Origin of the sequence: Dokdonella sp. (assembly GCF_035703485.1) — a bacterium.
GTDB lineage: Bacteria > Pseudomonadota > Gammaproteobacteria > Xanthomonadales > Rhodanobacteraceae > Dokdonella.
Genome location: NZ_DASSYD010000183.1, coordinates 1 through 17,268, shown reverse-complemented (window position 1 = coordinate 17,268; position 17,268 = coordinate 1). Strand labels below are relative to the sequence as shown.

At 61.2% G+C, this 17,268-nt stretch carries 11 protein-coding genes; 8 read left to right on the top strand and 3 right to left on the bottom strand.

Going from position 1 to position 17,268, the window contains the following annotated elements:
* The coding region (locus VFN25_RS14130) for a hypothetical protein (protein WP_325143002.1) at positions 1-288 on the top strand (288 nt) is incomplete at its 5' end.
* 1 nt (position 289) lies between these two features.
* On the opposite strand, the gene rpsB is transcribed toward VFN25_RS14130, so the two are convergent.
* The gene (rpsB, locus tag VFN25_RS14125) at positions 290-1,246 is read right to left on the bottom strand and encodes a 30S ribosomal protein S2 (protein WP_325143000.1); all 957 of its coding nucleotides are present in this window, start codon (positions 1,244-1,246) and stop codon (positions 290-292) included.
* A 322-nt stretch (positions 1,247-1,568) separates the two neighbouring features.
* Here rpsB and map point away from each other — a divergent pair, with 322 nt between their 5' ends.
* The 7 genes from map to VFN25_RS14090 all read left to right on the top strand — a co-directional run bounded on the left by map (position 1,569) and on the right by VFN25_RS14090 (position 11,825).
* Complete coding sequence (gene map, locus VFN25_RS14120) at positions 1,569-2,336, top strand: type I methionyl aminopeptidase (protein ID WP_325142998.1); 768 nt, start codon at positions 1,569-1,571, stop codon at positions 2,334-2,336.
* Positions 2,337-2,498: 162 nt separating this feature from the next.
* On the top strand, positions 2,499-5,159 hold the full coding sequence (gene glnD / locus VFN25_RS14115; RefSeq protein ID WP_325142996.1) for a [protein-PII] uridylyltransferase: 2,661 nt from the start codon (positions 2,499-2,501) through the stop codon (positions 5,157-5,159).
* 2 nt (positions 5,160-5,161) lie between these two features.
* The gene (gene dapD, locus VFN25_RS14110; protein ID WP_325142994.1) at positions 5,162-5,983 is read left to right on the top strand and encodes a 2,3,4,5-tetrahydropyridine-2,6-dicarboxylate N-succinyltransferase; all 822 of its coding nucleotides are present in this window, start codon (positions 5,162-5,164) and stop codon (positions 5,981-5,983) included.
* Positions 5,980-6,342 carry a Spx/MgsR family RNA polymerase-binding regulatory protein gene (locus tag VFN25_RS14105; RefSeq protein ID WP_325142992.1) on the top strand — a complete coding sequence of 121 codons (363 nt, stop codon included), beginning with the start codon at positions 5,980-5,982 and terminating at the stop codon, positions 6,340-6,342. Before dapD ends, VFN25_RS14105 begins: the two co-directional genes overlap by 4 nt.
* 49 nt (positions 6,343-6,391) lie before the next feature.
* On the top strand, positions 6,392-7,519 hold the full coding sequence (dapE, locus tag VFN25_RS14100; RefSeq protein ID WP_325142990.1) for a succinyl-diaminopimelate desuccinylase: 1,128 nt from the start codon (positions 6,392-6,394) through the stop codon (positions 7,517-7,519).
* Positions 7,520-7,835: 316 nt separating this feature from the next.
* The gene (locus tag VFN25_RS14095) at positions 7,836-9,701 is read left to right on the top strand and encodes a hypothetical protein (protein WP_325142988.1); all 1,866 of its coding nucleotides are present in this window, start codon (positions 7,836-7,838) and stop codon (positions 9,699-9,701) included.
* 75 nt (positions 9,702-9,776) lie between these two features.
* On the top strand, positions 9,777-11,825 hold the full coding sequence (locus VFN25_RS14090; RefSeq protein ID WP_325142986.1) for a hypothetical protein: 2,049 nt from the start codon (positions 9,777-9,779) through the stop codon (positions 11,823-11,825).
* Between the two features lie 78 nt (positions 11,826-11,903).
* Here VFN25_RS14090 and VFN25_RS14085 read toward each other — a convergent pair whose 3' ends face one another.
* A complete protein-coding gene (locus tag VFN25_RS14085; RefSeq protein ID WP_325142984.1) occupies positions 11,904-14,294 on the bottom strand; it encodes a penicillin acylase family protein in 2,391 nt (796 codons plus the stop codon).
* A 2-nt stretch (positions 14,295-14,296) separates the two neighbouring features.
* Entirely contained in the window at positions 14,297-16,537 is a 2,241-nt protein-coding gene (gene parC / locus VFN25_RS14080) for a DNA topoisomerase IV subunit A (RefSeq protein ID WP_325142981.1), read from the bottom strand.
* Positions 16,538-17,268: the final 731 nt, after the last annotated feature.

Below are 17,268 nucleotides of genomic sequence, written 5' to 3'. Positions count from 1 at the left end.
TTTCTTGCATTCCATCATGCCTGCGCCGGAACGCTCACGCAGTTCCTTGACCATCTGGGCAGTGATATCCATCGCTTAAACCTCACAAGCTTGGCGCGACTCGTCATGTCACGCGAAAAAAAAGACGGGATGTCCGGGTCACGAATTGCATCGAAATCCTGTGCCGGTGTTCGTCGGCTTCAAGTTCGGGCAATCATGGCCTTGCAGCATCTTGTGTCCCTCCGCCCGACGACGCGCGTGGGCGAAGGAACCACGGGCTGCCTTCAAATCCAGAAGGCAGCGGTGTGACTTACTCGGCGGCCGGTGCTTCGGTTGCTGGTTCCGGCTTGGCCGCAGCTTCAGGAGCTTTTTCGGCCGGCTTTTCAGCTTTCTCGGCAGCGGCGGCTGGCTTGGCGTCCGCCTGCGGCTTGGCCGATCCACCGCGACGCGCGCCTGATGGCGGCGCGCCACGCTTGGCCGCCGGCTTGCCACGCGGGGCCTGCTTGCGACGGTCATCCTTGGTGATCGGGTTGCCGTCGGCATCCATTTCGACAAATTCGTCGTTGTTCACGGCGACGGTCGGTGCGGCGGCCTTGCCCTCGAGCACGGCGTCGGCGACGGCGCTGGTGTAGAGCTGAACGGCGCGGATTGCGTCATCGTTGCCCGGAATCGCGTAATCGACCAGGCTCGGATCGTAGTTGGTATCGACCACGGCAACGACCGGAATGCCGAGTTTCTTGGCTTCCTGGATGGCGATGTTCTCGTGACCGATATCGATGACGAACAGTGCGTCGGGCAGGCGGCCCATGTCCTTGATGCCGCCAAGCGAGCGTTCGAGCTTCTCGCGCTCACGGCTGAGCTGCAGGACTTCATGCTTGACCAGCTTCTCGAAGCGGCCATCGGTGGCCATGGCTTCGATTTCCTTGAGTCGGGCGATCGACTGCTTGACCATGCGGAAGTTGGTCAGCATGCCGCCGAGCCAGCGTGCCGCAACGTAAGGCTGGCCGCAGCGTGCGGCATCTTCCTTGATCGCATCGCGCGCCGAGCGCTTGGTGCCGACGAACAGCAGGGTGCCGCGCTTTTGCGCCAGTCCGGACACGAAATTCATCGCGTCGTTGAACAGCGGCATGGTCTTTTCAAGGTTGATGATGTGGATGCGTCCGCGTGCGCCGAAGATGTACGGCGCCATGCGGGGATTCCAGTAACGTGTTTGATGGCCGAAATGGACGCCCGCTTCGAGCATCTGGCGCATGGTGACTTGTGGCATGGTAAAGCTCCAATCGTGGGCAGCCGCACAGGTTTATTGTGTGGTGTACGGTAATGCCCGGGGTTAAACCTCCACGTATCCGCCGTTTGCGACCTCCGGAGAGGCACCCCGAAAACGGTGACGATACGTGTGCGGATTTGGTCAAACGTGGGCAGGTGTTTACCCTAGTTCGCCAGTGATGGCCTCGCGCCTGTACTGCGAGGCCTGATGACCCTGCCAGTCTGCAGGCAAGCAGGCCAGCCGAGTTATCCGTAGAATTGTAGCCTGTCCACGGCGCCTGCGACAAGCGCCCCGAATCAAGCGCCCCGAATAAAGAGATCCCATGTCAGTCACCATAAAGACCCCCGAAGATATCGAGAAGATGCGCATTGCCGGCCGTCTCGCTGCCGAAGTGCTGGAAATGATTGCGCCGCACGTCAAGGCCGGCGTGACCACCGAGGCACTCGACAAGATTTGTCATGACCACATCGTCAATGTGCAGGGAGGCATCCCCGCCAATGTCGGTTACAAGGGCTTTACCAAGACCTTGTGTACCTCGGTCAATCACGTTATCTGCCACGGCATTCCTTCCGAAACCAAGGTGCTCAAGGACGGCGACATCGTCAATATCGATGTCACCGTGATCAAGGATGGCTGGCACGGCGATACCAGTCGCATGTATTTCGTCGGCGAACCTTCGGTGCTGGCCCGGCGCCTGGTCGAAACGACACGTGATGCGATGCTTGCCGCCATCGCCATCGTCAGGCCCGGTACGACCCTCGGGGATATCGGCGAGACCATCCAGAAATATGCCGAAGCACGGAATTTCTCGGTCGTGCGCGAATATTGCGGACACGGCATCGGGCGCATCTATCATGAGGATCCGCAGGTGCTGCATTACGGCCAGGCCGGTACCGGCCTGACCTTGAAGAAAGGCATGACTTTCACCATCGAGCCGATGATCAACGCGGGCAAGCGACATACGCGCCTGTTGCCGGATGGCTGGACCGTGGTCACCCGCGATCATTCGCTGTCGGCGCAATGGGAGCACACGATCGCGGTGACCGACGATGGCCATGAAATCCTGACGCCGTGGCCGAACGGGGCTTGAGTTGATTGCGGGCTATTGACGGGTTCGCGATGAACAGGACTTGCCTGGTGCGGATCCCCGCCCGTCGTCCTCCCTACAGGGGGCAGTGATGTTGCTTTTCGGCAATGTGGGGCGTTGTGGTGGTACTGAGTTGTTACTTTTCACAGGACCGATGCGAGACCCATGGGTACGCCCCTCCAGTCAGTGACGCGTGTGCCGCCCCTGCCGCGATTGGCCAAACCGGTGCCGCGTGTCGGTGTCGTCGGCCCGGCCCGACTGGCTTTGCGTCAGTATCTGGTCGACTACGATCGTGATCTTGCCGGCGCCTTCCGTGATCATGCCGATGCCGGGGAAATCGTCGTGGCGCGAACCGCTGCGGTCGAGCGCATGCTCGAATACGCTTGGCACTCCTGGCTCGGTGAGACCGACAATGCGGCGCTGATTGCGGTCGGTGGATTCGGTCGCGGTGAGTTGTTTCCGCATTCCGATGTCGATTTGCTGATCCTGACCATCGAATCACCCGAACCACGCGTGATTCGTGCCATCGAAGCCTTCTGCGCCTGCTTGTGGGATCTCGGCATCAAGCCGGGCCTGGCGGTGCGCGATCTGGCCGGGTGTCGTGCCCTGGCCGCGCAGGACGTGAGTGTCTACACCAACCTGATCGAGGCGCGTTTCCTGGTTGGCTCGCGCGAACTGGCCGAAAGCCTGCTTGCGCCGCTACCCGATGAAACGCTGTGGACGCCGGCCGGGTTCCTCATCGAGAAGAAGGCCGAGCAGGCCGCCCGTCATCTGCGTTTCGGTGATACCGCCTACAACCTCGAACCGCAGCTCAAGGAAGGTACCGGCGGCTTGCGTGATCTGCAGTTGATTGGCTGGTTGGGTCGCACCATTGCCGGTTCCAGTGATCTGTCAATGATGGTCGAGGCCGGTCTGCTTGATGCGACCGAAGCCGAAGCACTGGCTTCGGCCAAGGTGACCTTGTTCCGCATCCGTTACGCGCTGCATCTGCTTGCCCGTCGTGCCGAGGAGCGTTTGCTGTTCGATTACCAGCGCGAGCTGGCGAAAAGCCTTGGCTATCGCGACGAGCACGCCGACAACCTCGGTGTCGAACAATGCATGCAGGATTACTACCGTGCCGTGCGCCGTATCGCTGGTACCAATGAGGAGTTGCTGGCGCGCTGCAGCGAGATGCTGGCCAAACCGGCGGAGAGTGCGCAGAAGCTCGGTGGTGGCTATCTGCGAATCGTCGATCGTCTCGATGTCGATGAAACCCACCGCCTCGGCGAGGACCCCTGTGCGCTGATCGAGTTGTATGCGCTGATGGCGACCGAACCGGGAATCCGCGGGCTACGCGCAAACGCCTTGCGCCAGGTGCGTCTGGCCCTGACCAATCCGGCGCTCGATTTCGATCAGGCCGATGTGTTTGCGTCGATGCGCGAATTGTTCGAGCACGGTGCTGCGGCCGTCGAGGCGCTGGCGGCGATGGCACGACACGGTGTGCTGGCGCGGCTGATCCCCGGCTTCGCCAAGGTCACCGGGCGCATGCAATACGATCTGTTCCATGTCTACACCGTCGATGAGCACACGATGCGCGTATTGCGCTTCATCGCGCGCTTTGCGAGCGAGGAGGGTGCGCGCGAATTCAAGCTCGCCCATTCGCTATACCAGCGCATTCCGCAACCTGCGCTGCTCTTGCTGGCCGGGCTTTTCCACGACATCGCCAAGGGTCGCGGTGGCGATCACTCGGTGCTCGGTGAAGAGGATGCGCGCGATTTCTGCACGCGTCTGGGCCTGCGTCCGGCGGCGATCAAGCGGGTCACCTGGCTGGTCCGCAACCACCTGCTCATGAGCGTCACTGCGCAGCGTCAGGACATTACCGACCCCGCCGTGGTCAATCGCTTCGCCGAACAGGTCGATGATTGGGAGCGGCTCGATTATCTCTATCTGCTGACCGTCGCCGACATCAACGGCACCAGTCCCAAATTGTGGAACACCTGGCGTGATCGCCTGTTGTCGGATCTCTATTCGGCGACACGTTATGTATTGCGCGAGGAATCCGGCGAATTGCCCAAGGCCGAGGAGCGCGTCGCCGAGACGCGCACGCGCGCCGAAGTGATGCTGGAACCGAAAGGCATCGACAGCGATACCGTGGCGCGGATCTGGGCGGATTTTCCCGAGGAAAGTTTCCTGCGCTACCGGCCCGAACAAATCGCCTGGCAGACGGCGGCGATTGCCACACATGGCGATAGCGATGATGCGCTGGTGCGAGTCAATCCGATGGGCGTGCGCGGAACCAGCGAAGTGTTCGTCTATTCGAGCGATCGTGATGGCTTGTTTGCGACGATCACGGCGGTACTCGATCGTGCGCATCTCAATGTTGTCGAGGCACGCGCCATCTCGGCGCATTCGGACAAAGTGCTGGATACCTTCTTTGTCCTCGATGCCGCCGGCAAGCCCTTGCTCGATAGCGATCAGGTGAGCGCACTGGAGTTCGCACTGCGTCTGGCCCTCGGTCAGGAAAACCTGAGCGAACAACCGGTGCGCCGGGCCCTGCCGCGGACCCTGCGCCATTTTCATATCGTTCCGCGTATTGTCTTCAGCATCGTCGCCGAACGCACCCGGCTCGGCCTCGTTTGCACGGATCGGCCGGGACTGCTGGCCTCGGTTGCGCAGACGTTTCGTGAGCTTGGCGTGCGCGTTCACGATGCGCGCATCGCCACCTTCGGCGAACGCGTCGAAGACTTTTTCCGCATCAGCGACGACAATGACCAGTTGCTCGATGAGACCGCCCAGCAACGTCTGCGCGCGGCCCTGCTTGAACAACTTGATTTGGCGCAAGGATAACCATGTCAGCTATTGAAACGATCATTGATGCGGCGTGGCAACGCCGCAGCGAATTGACCAGCGGCGAGATCGAACAGGACATCCGTCCCGCCGTCGAGGCCGCACTGGATTTGCTGGAAAGTGGCAAGGCGCGTGTCGCCGAGCAACAGGCCGATGGCAGCTGGATCGTCCATCAGTGGCTGAAGAAGGCCGTGTTGCTGTATTTCCGCATCAACGACAACCGGGTCATGGATGGCGGCCCGATGCAGGCCTGGGACAAGGTCCCACTGCGTTTCGTCGATGCCGATGCCGCTGCCTTTTCCGCGGCTGGCGCGCGCGTGGTTCCCGGGGCGCTGGTACGCCGTGGCGCGCATGTCGCCGCCGACGCCGTGTTGATGCCGAGCTACGTGAATATCGGTGCGCATGTCGGTGCCGGCAGCATGGTCGATACCTGGGCCACGGTGGGTTCCTGCGCGCAGATCGGTGCGCGCGTGCATCTGTCCGGCGGTGTCGGGATCGGCGGCGTGCTTGAACCGCTGCAAGCCGGGCCGACCATCATCGAGGATGACTGCTTTATTGGCGCACGCTCGGAAGTCGTCGAAGGTGTCGTCGTCGAGCATGGCAGTGTCATCGGCATGGGCGTGTTTCTCGGTCAGTCGACGAAAATCTACGATCGCGCCAGCGGCGAAGTCAGCTACGGGCGCGTTCCGGCGGGCAGTGTTGTCGTCGCCGGCTCGTTGCCAGCCGCTGATGGCAGTCACAGTTTGTATGCGGCGATCATCGTCAAGCGCGTCGACGAAAAGACGCGCGCGAAAACCGCGATCAACGAGTTGCTGCGCGCATGAGTATCGACATCTACGGATTGAACAATTGCGATACCTGCCGCAAGGCGCGCAAGTGGCTGGATCGACATGCCATCGAGCATCGCTTCATCGACTATCGCGATGAGCCGGCCACGCCGGCCATGCTCAAAGCCTGGGCCGAGGCAGTCGGTGGTTTCGATGCCTTGATCAATCGCAGCAGCACGACCTGGCGCAAGCTCGCGCCGACGCGCAAATCACCGGGCTCGGCGGCCGAATGGAATTTGTTGATCCGCGAATATCCGGCCCTGGTCAAGCGCCCCGTGCTGGTCTTCGCCGATGGCAGGGTGCAGTTGGGTTTCAATGACAAGGTTTATGTCGGATTGTTTTCTCCGACAAGCTGAAAAACCTTTGTAGGAAACCGCCACAGGAATTCTGCCGGTATTACGAATCATGTCCGACATCCTCAATCTCACCACTGAACTGATCCGCCGCGCTTCGGTAACTCCCGAGGATGGCGGCTGCCAGGCATTGCTGGCGGCGCGGCTTGCCGATGCCGGATTCACCATCGAAAACCTGCGCTACGGCGAGGTCGACAATCTGTGGGCGACACACGGTTCCGCTGCACCGGTATTGGTCTTCCTCGGTCATACCGATGTCGTGCCGAGCGGCCCGGAAGAGCAGTGGACGAGTCCGCCATTCGAACCGACGATCCGTGATCGACACCTGTATGGTCGTGGTGCGGCCGACATGAAATCCGGTGTCGCCGCGATGTGCCTTGCGCTTGAGGAATTCGTCCAGCGCCATCCTGATCATGTCGGCACGATCGCTCTCCTGTTGACCAGCGATGAGGAAGGACCGTCGATTGATGGCGTGCGCCGCGTTGCCGAAGAGTTTCGGCGCCGAGGCCAGGGCATCGACTGGTGCCTGGTGGGTGAGCCTTCTTCGCAGCAGCGGCTGGGCGATCTGATTCGGGTCGGTCGACGTGGCTCGCTGCACGGCCAGCTGCGCGTCCGCGGCGTTCAAGGGCATGTCGCCTATCCCGAAAAAGCCCTGAACCCGATCCATGCGGCAGCAGCGGCGCTGGCCGAGCTGGTGGCGACGCGCTGGGATGAAGGCAATGCGGAATTCCCGCCAACCTCGTTGCAGATCTCGAATATCCATGCCGGCACCGGTGCCAACAACGTCATTCCCGGAACACTCGATGTCACTTTCAATTTCCGCTTCAGCACGGCCAGCACGGCTGCTACGTTGCGCGAGCAAGTCGAGGCCTGCCTGAAGCGCCATGACCTCGATTTCAGTATCGACTGGAACCTGTCCGGCGAAGCCTTCCTGACCGGCGAAGGGCGCTTGCGCAATGCGACCATCGCAGCCATTGAATCAATCTGTGCGATCACTCCGGTGGCGAGCACCGGCGGTGGCACCTCGGATGGCCGCTTCATCGCGCCGCTCGGTGCCGAAGTGGTCGAGCTCGGCCCGATCAATGAAACCATTCACAAGATCGACGAGTGCGTGTCGATCGAGGATCTTGAGCGTCTTCCGGGTTTGTATCTGGATATCGCCGAGCGTCTGCTTGCTTGAGCCCGGCGCTGCTGAACAACGCTCGGCAATGCGTGGATCCGATAGCAAACTTGCGCAAAGCGGACACGCAAGTCGGCATTTCAGGGTGTGATGTGCCCCGATTCGTGATAGAAATCAGTGGCTTTGCCTTGATCTCGTGATGGATCGGCGGGATTGCACCGCTTGATCGCAGAGGCCGCGGGCGAAAGGGTCGGTATCCGCGTGGCATAGCGATGCAGCGAGTCAAGGGATTGCAAACGAGTTCGCGCGATCGAGCGCGCCTTCAACATGGGTGAGGTTTGTGTTGCGATTTGAATACCGGGGGCGGCGAGTGCGATTGAATGGGCTATGGCGTTTGCCATTGATGGTCGTGTTGTTGCTCGTCTCATCGGGCGCATCGGCGCTCGACCTCACCCCGCACGGTACCCAGCCGGGACTGATCTACTCGATGCTGCCCTCGGATGGCTGTGGCGGTTGCCATGGTGGTTCTTCCGGCACCGATCCGGAATTCCGCCCGCACAGCACCTGGGGCGGCTCGATGATGGCGAATGCGACGCGCGACCCGCTGTTCTGGGCCGCGGTTGATGTCGCCAACAAGGATTTCCCCGGCGCCGGCGATTTCTGCCTGCGCTGTCATACCTCGCAAGGCTGGTATGGCGGACGCGTGGTCAAAGCCGGATTCGGCGCAGTGAATGATCCGGTCAAGGGGGCCAACGGCTGCCTGCTTGAAGGCACCCCCGACGCACTGGATTTCTCGAACGACTACAGCGGCGTCGCCTGCCATTTCTGCCATCGGCTGATGCCGACCGGGCCGCTGGGCGAGCCCGGCATGATCGGCAATGCCAATGTCTGGCTCGATGACGCCGCCTGCAGCGGAAGCGGCGAGCCTTGCCGGCGTGGACCCTACACCTATTCGGGCGGATTCTCGCCACCGCATGCGTGGGCGCAATCGACGTTCCATGAAGACAGTAAACTTTGTGGCTCCTGTCACGACGTGACCACGCCGGATACCGATGCGGGCCCGCTGAAAACCCTCAAGCTTGCCGATGGCACGGATACCTCCATCCCGTTTCCGATCGAGCGCACCTACAGCGAGTGGAAGCAGAGCGACTTCTCCGGCGCCGGCGGGCAGACCTGCCAGGGCTGCCACATGCCCGACAGCGAGGACCCAACCGCGACCGCCTGTTCGGGTGGGCCCAGCCGTACCGGCAATCTGCCCGTGCATACCTTTGTCGGTGGCAATACCTGGGTGCCCGGCATCATCAAGGGCGAATACAGCGATACCTCGGCGATTCCGGGGTCTGGTGGTGGCCTCGGTCGCCAGGATGACTTCGATCGCACGATCCAGGCCGCTCGCGACCTGTTGCAAACCGCGGCCGACGTTGAGGTTTCCCTGCTCGCCTACAGCGCCGCAAGCGGAGGATCGCCAGGCTCGATCGATGCGCGGGTCAAGGTCACCAACCACAGCGGGCACAAGCTGCCGAGTGGGTATTCCGAAGGTCGGCGCATGTGGCTCAACGTCCAGCTACGCGATTTCAATGGTGTCCTGATCTTCGAGAGCGGCAACTATGACGATGCCAGCGCGGTGCTTGCAAGCGATCCGCAACTGCGCGTCTACGAGGTGTTGCAAGGTATCTGGAATCGTAATGGAACAGGCAGCTGCGATGCCGTTGACGGCCTTGGTCGCGAGGCCTTCCATTTCGTTCTGAATGATTGCGTGGCCAAGGACAATCGCATTCCGCCGCTCGGCTTCGAGCCAGCAACTGTTGCCGATCCGAATGGCTACGAATTGCGCCCGGTTGGCATCAACTACCCGGAAACTTCGCCGGGAAGCGGTATTCTGGTCAATTACGATGAAGTCGACTATGCCGCAACGATCCCGCCAGGAACGCCTGGGCCACTGACCGTGACTGCGCGGCTTTACTATCAGACATCGAGTCGTGAATACATGGAATTTCTGCGCAACCAGGCGATCGAGCGCACAATCCCGGGTGAAAACCTGATGTGCGCGGGTGGACCGAACCGGCCTGCCGTGGTCGGCCCGAAAGATCGCTCGCGCGGCGAGTACATGTGGCAATTGTGGAATGGCCCGCAAGCCGGGGACCGCATTTTCGCCAACAGTTTTGATGACACCGTTTTTCAGCAGGGCTATGGCAAGTCGCCGCCTGAAACCATTGCTTCAGGCAGCGTTTTTACGCCGTGAATGAAACCACGCAGTGACGGCCAGGGACAGGCCAGCATTGCGTGCCGATCAAGCCAATCAAATCTTGGGAACGACATGATGAATCTGAAATATTTGCCACTCGCGCTGGCCCTGGCCTTGGCCAGCGTGCCGATGCATTCGATGGCCCAGCCGACGACGCCGAGCCCGGCAACAGAAACAACCACCGATTGGGCGGCTTGGGGCGGCACGGTTGGCGTGCGCCTGAATGAAAACCTCTTGCAGAGCATTGGCATCCGAGTCGCCAACCCAACAAACAGATTGAGCGCATCCAGCGCCCGCCTGACCGACGGCCTCAATGTGCGCCAGGCGCTCGGATCCGAATTGTTCGCCCTTCGGCAGAGCGGCAGCATCCAGTTCCGTGCCGATCGCGGTTCGTTCGCCGGATTCCTCGCAGGTTCCTTGCAATCGCGCGGCGGTTACACGCTAAAGCTTGATGGCGGCGACACGATTCCACTGGTCGATTTCCGCCTGCGACCGAATGCGGAAAATCCGATGTGGCTCGATGTTGTCAGTGGCGACGGCGAAGTCTGGTTCTATGTTGACAAGTTGATGTACGAACTGGTCAACGACAATCACGTGCTGGCGATCTACACGGCGGACATGCGCGTGACGCGTGCACTTGCTGAGCGCGTTGGCCATCCGGAAATGGCTGATGCGCCGGTCGGCGACCTGGAAATCCTGACCGAGATCACCCAGCAGGGCGGGGGTGGCATCAAGGATCTGCTCGGTACGCCATCGCCAAGCCACTGGCACGGCGAGCAGGTTGTCGGCCAGCCGTCTGGTGTGGTCTACCAGACGGATCTTTTCATGCAGAACATCTCGGTTGCCAGAAACAGATCGAGTGGCGTGACGGGCCCGGAGGGAAACGGAAGAGTCGTTTTCGCCCCCAGCTCGACCCTCAGGAACAACGTCAACGTAGGAACCGCGGTAACCACGATTTCAGGCCAGGGTGCAGCGGGCATCAGCAGTGCGCTGTGGACCGCCTGGGTTCCGTGGTACAGCAAGTTCAGCGTCGATCCGGACATCATCGGGGCGGTGGGCTTTCGTCCGTATAACAATGACCAGCATCCCTTCCTGATCTGGAACATGTACCGTATCAATGCCGATGGCAGCATTGAGCAGATTGCACGCTCCGGGGTCAAGCATGCCTGGCTGACAACCAACTTCAATTGTGCATCGGGCGAAAACTTCGATAATCATGTACTCGGCCGTTCGTGCTCTGATACTTACAGTAATAGCAACAACGATGCCAACCAGGATCTCTCGTTCCGTTCCGAGATCATTCCGGCGACCGGTCAATGGGGTCGCTGTCGTTCGTTGTTCGACCCTGGTTGTGTCAGCAGCAACACCAATTCTTCCCCATCCGATGATGGCTATGTGCGTCGCATGGTCGTCAATGAATCGCAGATCAGCAGCACCAAGAATCCTGGTGCGACCTATCTGTTCGATTCCTGGTATCTGGCGAGACAGGACATCAATATCTACAACTCGATGGCGACAGTCACCGGTACGCCGGTCTATTCCGGTGATGACTGGAATTTCGCCGGAGTCGCCAACTTCAAGCTCGGTTCGGTGACCGATCGCTGGATCGAAAATCCTCCCGCCAACACGCTTGCTGTGCAGAACGCCGAGTTGTCGGTTGGTGAAGGCCATGCCAAGGTCGCCGTCCGCGTAATGGATGCTGGCAACGGCAAGCAGGTCTATCACTACGCCGTGCACAATCTCGATTATTCGCGCGCGGTCACGGCCGGCGCGGAGCCGAATCTTGAGGTGATCAGCAACAAGGGTTTCGATCGCTTCCGCGTGCCGATTCCTGCGGGGGTCAGCGTGATTGATAGTCGCTTCAGCGATGGTGATCTGGACAGCGGCAACGACTGGAGCTTCAGTTCGGCCGGTGGCTACCTGACTTGGACCGCACCCTCAGGCCAGTCGCTCGATTGGGGAACACTCTATTCGTTCTCGGTGACCACCTATTCGGATCCGGTCTCGGTCACCAGTCAGCTTCGGCCGGCGACATCGGGTATCCAGATGACTTACGGCGTCCCGACCCTGGCACCTTCGGCCAGCGACATCATCTTCCAGCATGGTTTCGATTCGCCCTGATCCAGAACCGTTGCGCGCGCCCTTCTTTGCCGAGGGCGCTTCTGGGAGGGAAGCGTGAAGCGTGAGCTTCCGCTTGTTTCAATGCGCAATGGGTTCAAAGCGCAATCGATGGATCGCCGGGCCGGGCAGGAAGGGCGTTGGTTTGCCTTCTACCCAGTCACGATGGCCAGCGCCGTAGAACGGTGACAGCGGGTGGCCGCTCTGGCCGCTTGGCAACTCGAAGTAGCCATGTTCCTCATCGCCCGGTGCAACGGCGAAGCGTTCCGAGGCACCAAACGCCGGGCCTTGCACGCGCGGCATATTGCTGTCGCCGGGTAGCTGATCCGCCGGCATGTCGAGCAAGCGGGCGAGAAAGCCCGGCAGGGCGCGCGAAAGCGGATGGGCAATGCGCGCCGTGTTGCGCTCGCCCCAGGTTTGCGCGGCGATACCGCCGGGCTGTTTTTGCAGACTGTCGGCCACGCGATCGAGCGCATCCAGTTGCAGCGCGTCCCAGCTTTGATAGCCCGGTGGCAGGAGGTTCGGTGGACGCCGTTGCAGCAGCATCCATACGGCATGTTCGGATTGAGCCAGTTTCGGCATCCTGAAATCGGCGAAGTGGATGCGCACGGCGCCGGCGAAGGCATCCAGCACGGTGTCCTTCACCTCGTTGCGCCAGCCGCGGACGATGCGGTAGCTGACCGAATCGATCGAAGCATGACCATCCCAGTCCGCGAGCGCATCGCGTATGGCGCTGCGCTGAGGCGTACTCGGGCTGTGTTCAAGCAGACTGAGCAGCTGCTTGCGCCACGGATCAAGAAACAGGGCGCGATCATCGAGCTGGATGTCGAGCATGTCGGCCACGCTGAAATGTTCTTTCGCGCGCAGATCATCACGAATCTGGCGTTGACGCGCGCCGAGGTCGTAGCCGCCGTCGCCGAGCAGATCGAGGTGTTTGCCTTCATCGACGATGCGCGCGTTCGCCGTCCACAATCGCTGCCATGGCGGATTCGAGATCAAGGGATAGTCGGACGGATCAAGCCAGCCGTTCCAGCCGGTGCCGGGTTGACTCCAGTCCGCGGGCAATTGTGGATCGAAGCCACCGACGCGCTGCGGAATGCGTCCGGCAATCGTCCAGGCGATGCTGCCGAACCGATCGACAACCAGGAAGTTTTGCGCGGGCATGCCGGCACGCTGGACGATGGCGACGGCTTCGTCCGCGGTCTCCGCCGTTTCCAGCTTTATCGGCTCGATGTTGAGCGCACCTTCGCGTTCTGCCGTCCAGGCCAGGGCCAGCGGTGTGCCGTCAACGTCTTCCGCCAGGATCGGACCCCAGCGTGTTTCACGGACAAGCAGGGATTCCGCGGCACCACCATGGACAGCGATGGACTCCTCGTGCGTTTCGATCGCGGCACTGCCTTCGGCGGTTAGGTAGTGATCCGCAGCGGACGGATCGGCAATCACGCGCACCCAGTCGGCGAAATCGCCATAGCTGTTGGTGAAGCCCCAGGCGATCGAGCGGTTGCTGCCGGCGACGATGGCCGGCGTGCCGGGCAAGCTGGCGCCGCTGACATCGATGGTTTCGCCGGGATGGCGCGGGTTCGGAAAGATCAGGCGCGCACGGAACCAGATGCCGGGTACACGCAGCTCAAGATGCATGTCATTGGCGATCAGGCCGGGTCCGCCGGTCAACGCGCCGCTGACCGCAAAACTGTTGCTGCCCGGTACGACATCGCTGGCCGATGGCTCATGCTTGAGCAGGGATCGATCGAGCGCGCGCAGATCAATATCCACAGCAGGCGGTGGTTCCGGCCAGCGCATTTCCGGGCCGCTCAGCGGCGCATCCCACCAGCCGCCGGTGGCGGTCAGGAAGTTGAACGCGGATTCGGGCAGGGCGGCCTTCATGCGCGAAAACGCCAGCTCGCGTCGATTTTGAGCATCGTTGAGGGTGAAGTACATGGCATCGATAACGAGCAGACTGTCCGCGCTGCTCCACGGTCGCGGGGTGTTGCGCGTGAGCAGATAGGCGAACGGACGCACGTCGAGCGCGGCAAGCCCGGCATTGACGCCATCGCGATAGGAATCGATGAGATTGCGGTCGGCCTCGGATGAAAGAGCGAGAGTGGCTTCGGCGCGGGCACGCATGCGGTGAACGCGGGCGCGGCGATCAATCGGCAAGGCCGCCGGACCAAACAGTTCGGCCAGTTCACCGGCCGCGCTGCGGCGCATCAGGTCCATTTCGAAGAAGCGCTCCTGGGCATGCACGTAGCCAAGCGCCCAGGTCACGTCCGCCCGATTTTCGCCAATGATCGTCACCGTGCCGAGCGCGTCGCGTTCGATCCGCGTGGCCGCGTTGAGCATCGAGGTCTGCACGCTGCCATCCAGTTGCGGCAGGCTGCCGCGCAAGGCCAGCCAGGCAGCAACGACCAGCGCGATGATCAACAGCAGGATCAGGCCTGTCAGACGAAGCAACCAGCGCGCGGGTTTTTTCATGGTCAGCCTGTGGTCTCGATGCGGTCGACGCGCTGGAAGCCGCGCGGCAGCAGCGAGCCTCGGGTCGCACGATTGCCGCCATACTCGACCAGATCGGCCCACTTCAGGATCAGCTTGCGCTGGCCGGCAAACAGGGTCGCCTCACCCTTGCCTTCGGCGACCACGGCGATACCGACTACACGTTCACCCGAGCTCAGCTTGGCTTTCGGAATCTCGATCATCTTGTTGCCCTTGCCGCCATTGTCGAGCTCGGGCAGTTCGGCCACCGAGAACATCAGCAAATGGCCGCTGTTGGTGGCAACGACAATGCGGTCGCGGGCGGTGTCATCGACCAGGGCCGGATGCAGCACATGCGCCTTGGCATCGAGATTGATCAGTTGCTTGCCGGCCTTCTTGTTGCCGAGCAGGGCTTCGAAGCGGGTCACGAAGCCGTAGCCGAAATCCGAAGCCATGATCAGGCGCGTCGCCGGATCGGCAATTGCCAGGGTATCGATTTGCGCACCCGATGGCAGGCTGAAGCGTCCGCTGACCGGTTCGCCATTGCCACGCGCCGAAGGCAGCGAGTGTGCCGCAGTCGAATAACTGCGACCGGTGGAATCAATGAAGGCAACCTGCTGGGTCGTACGGCCCTTGCCCGAAGCAAGGTAGCTGTCGCCTTCGCGATAGTTGAGGCCGGCGGCATCGATATCGTGGCCCTTGGCCGCGCGGATCCAGCCCTTGGTTGAAAGCACGATGGTGGTCGGTTCGCTGGCGACCAGCGCGGCTTCGTCGAGTGCGTGCGCGGCGGCGCGTGCGACCAGCGGCGAGCGACGATCATCGCCGAACTTCTTCGCATCCTCGCGCAGTTCGTCCTTGATCAGGGTCTTCAGGCGTGCTTTCGAATTGAGCAGCACATTGATCTTTGCGCGCTCCTGTTCGAGTGCGTCGCTCTCGGCATTGATCTTCATCTCCTCAAGCCGTGCGAGCTGGCGCAGCTTCGTCTCAAGGATGTAATCAGCCTGTTCCTCGCTGAGCTTGAAGCGCGCCATCAGCACCGGCTTCGGCTCATCCTCGGTACGCACGATGCGGATCACTTCATCGAGGTTGAGATAGGCGATGCGCAAACCTTCAAGCAGGTGCAGACGGCGTTCGACCTTTTCCAGGCGATGCTGCAGGCGGCGGGTCACCGTATCGGTGCGGAAGCGCAGCCATTCGCTGAGGATCTGGCGGAGATTCTTGACCTGCGGGCGACCATCGAGGCCGATCATGTTGAGATTGACCCGGTAGCTCTTTTCCAGATCGGTGGTCGCGAACAAATGCGGCATGATTTCGTCGACATCGACCCGGTTCGAGCGCGGAAACAGAACCAGGCGAATCGGATTGACGTGATCGGATTCGTCACGCACATCCTCGATCATCGGCAGCTTCTTGGCGCGCATCTGCGTGGCGAGTTGCTCGATGATCTTCGACGGCGAAACCTGATGCGGCAGCGCGGTTATGACGATATTGCCGTCCTCGCGCGTGTACACGGCGCGTGCGCGCAAGCTGCCGTTGCCGGTCGTGTACATGTTGAGCAGGTCGCTCTTCGGCGTGATGATCTCGGCTTCGGTCGGAAAATCCGGGCCTGGAACAAATTCGCAAAGCTCGGCGATGCTCGCATCCGGATTGTCGAGCAGGTGAATACAGGCGTCGACGATTTCACGCAGATTGTGCGGCGGAATATCAGTGGCCATGCCGACCGCGATGCCGGTGGTGCCATTGATCAGCACATGCGGGATGCGCGAGGGCATCCATGCCGGTTCCTTCAGCGTGCCATCGAAGTTCGGCGTCCAGTCGACCGTGCCGTGGCCGAGTTCTTCGAGCAGGGCCTCGGCGATCGGGGTCAGCTTGGATTCGGTGTAGCGCATCGCGGCGAAGGATTTCGGATCATCCTGCGAGCCAAAGTTGCCCTGGCCACCAACCAGCGGATAGCGATACGAGAACGGCTGCGCCATCAGCACCATCGCCTCGTAGCAGGCGCTATCTCCATGCGGATGGAACTTGCCGATCACGTCACCGATCGTGCGCGCCGATTTCTTCGGTTTGGCCCCGGCATTCAGGCCAAGCTCGCTCATCGAATAGATGATGCGGCGTTGCACCGGCTTGAGGCCGTCACCGATAAACGGCAGCGCGCGATCGAGCACGACGTACATGGAGTAATCGAGGTAGGCGCGCTCGGCATAATCCTTGAGCGCGATCTGTTCGTAATTGCCTTGCAGGGTCATCTTTTTCCGGAATTTTCAGGCATCGGCAGCAGGCCGACGCGAACCGTGAATTGTGCCGGATCGGAGGAGGTTGCGCACAGGGCGCTTGTTTTGGTTGGGCTTGTCGTGATCTCGCTGGTACTGACAATGGTGCAATAGGCCCTGCCTATGGCAACAGCCGTTCGCCCTGAGCCTGTCGAAGGGTTGCCCCAGGTTATCGAATTGTTGAGTCAAGTCTTGATCATGGCTTTCTTTGATGGTCTGAGGACCGACGCGGCGATAATTGGGGATGTGACCAGTGGATAGAGCACGCCGCTTCGCGGCGCGGCATCCCTGCCGGGTTTTCACCCGCCTCCCAACCCCCGTCGCCCCTGCGAAGGCAGGGGCCCAGTGACGTTGCTTGGTTTGATTATTACGCCGCTTCGCGACGCGGCATCCTTGCCTTTTTTCAATCTCCTCCCAACCCTCCGTCGCCCCTGCGAAGGCAGGGGCCCAGTGACTCTGTTCTTCAAAAGCACGCCGCTTCGCGGCGCGGCATCCTTGCCCTTTTTCACTCTCCTCCCAACCCTCCGTCGCCCCTGCGCAGGCACTGTCTCTTGATCACATCTTTGTTGCGCTTTAGTCTGTAACTCCATGATTTACATGCCAACAGAGGGCGTAGTCATGGTGAGCAACGAATGGAAGTGGTCAGAAGAGATCTTTGGGTCGTGCGCTTTGGGCGATGTTCGACGTACTCGACGGCTGGTTGATGT

Excerpts from the sequence above, each read along its gene's own strand:
- rpsB (WP_325143000.1), bottom strand. The coding sequence starts at position 1,246 with ATGCCACAAGTCACCATGCGCCAGATGCTCGAAGCGGGCGTCCATTTC.
- parC (WP_325142981.1), bottom strand. The coding sequence starts at position 16,537 with ATGACCCTGCAAGGCAATTACGAACAGATCGCGCTCAAGGATTATGCC.
- dapE (WP_325142990.1), top strand. The coding sequence starts at position 6,392 with ATGTCCGACATCCTCAATCTCACCACTGAACTGATCCGCCGCGCTTCG.
- glnD (WP_325142996.1), top strand. The coding sequence starts at position 2,499 with ATGGGTACGCCCCTCCAGTCAGTGACGCGTGTGCCGCCCCTGCCGCGA.
- VFN25_RS14085 (WP_325142984.1), bottom strand. The coding sequence starts at position 14,294 with ATGAAAAAACCCGCGCGCTGGTTGCTTCGTCTGACAGGCCTGATCCTG.
- VFN25_RS14105 (WP_325142992.1), top strand. The coding sequence starts at position 5,980 with ATGAGTATCGACATCTACGGATTGAACAATTGCGATACCTGCCGCAAG.
- map (WP_325142998.1), top strand. The coding sequence starts at position 1,569 with ATGTCAGTCACCATAAAGACCCCCGAAGATATCGAGAAGATGCGCATT.
- VFN25_RS14090 (WP_325142986.1), top strand. The coding sequence starts at position 9,777 with ATGATGAATCTGAAATATTTGCCACTCGCGCTGGCCCTGGCCTTGGCC.
- dapD (WP_325142994.1), top strand. The coding sequence starts at position 5,162 with ATGTCAGCTATTGAAACGATCATTGATGCGGCGTGGCAACGCCGCAGC.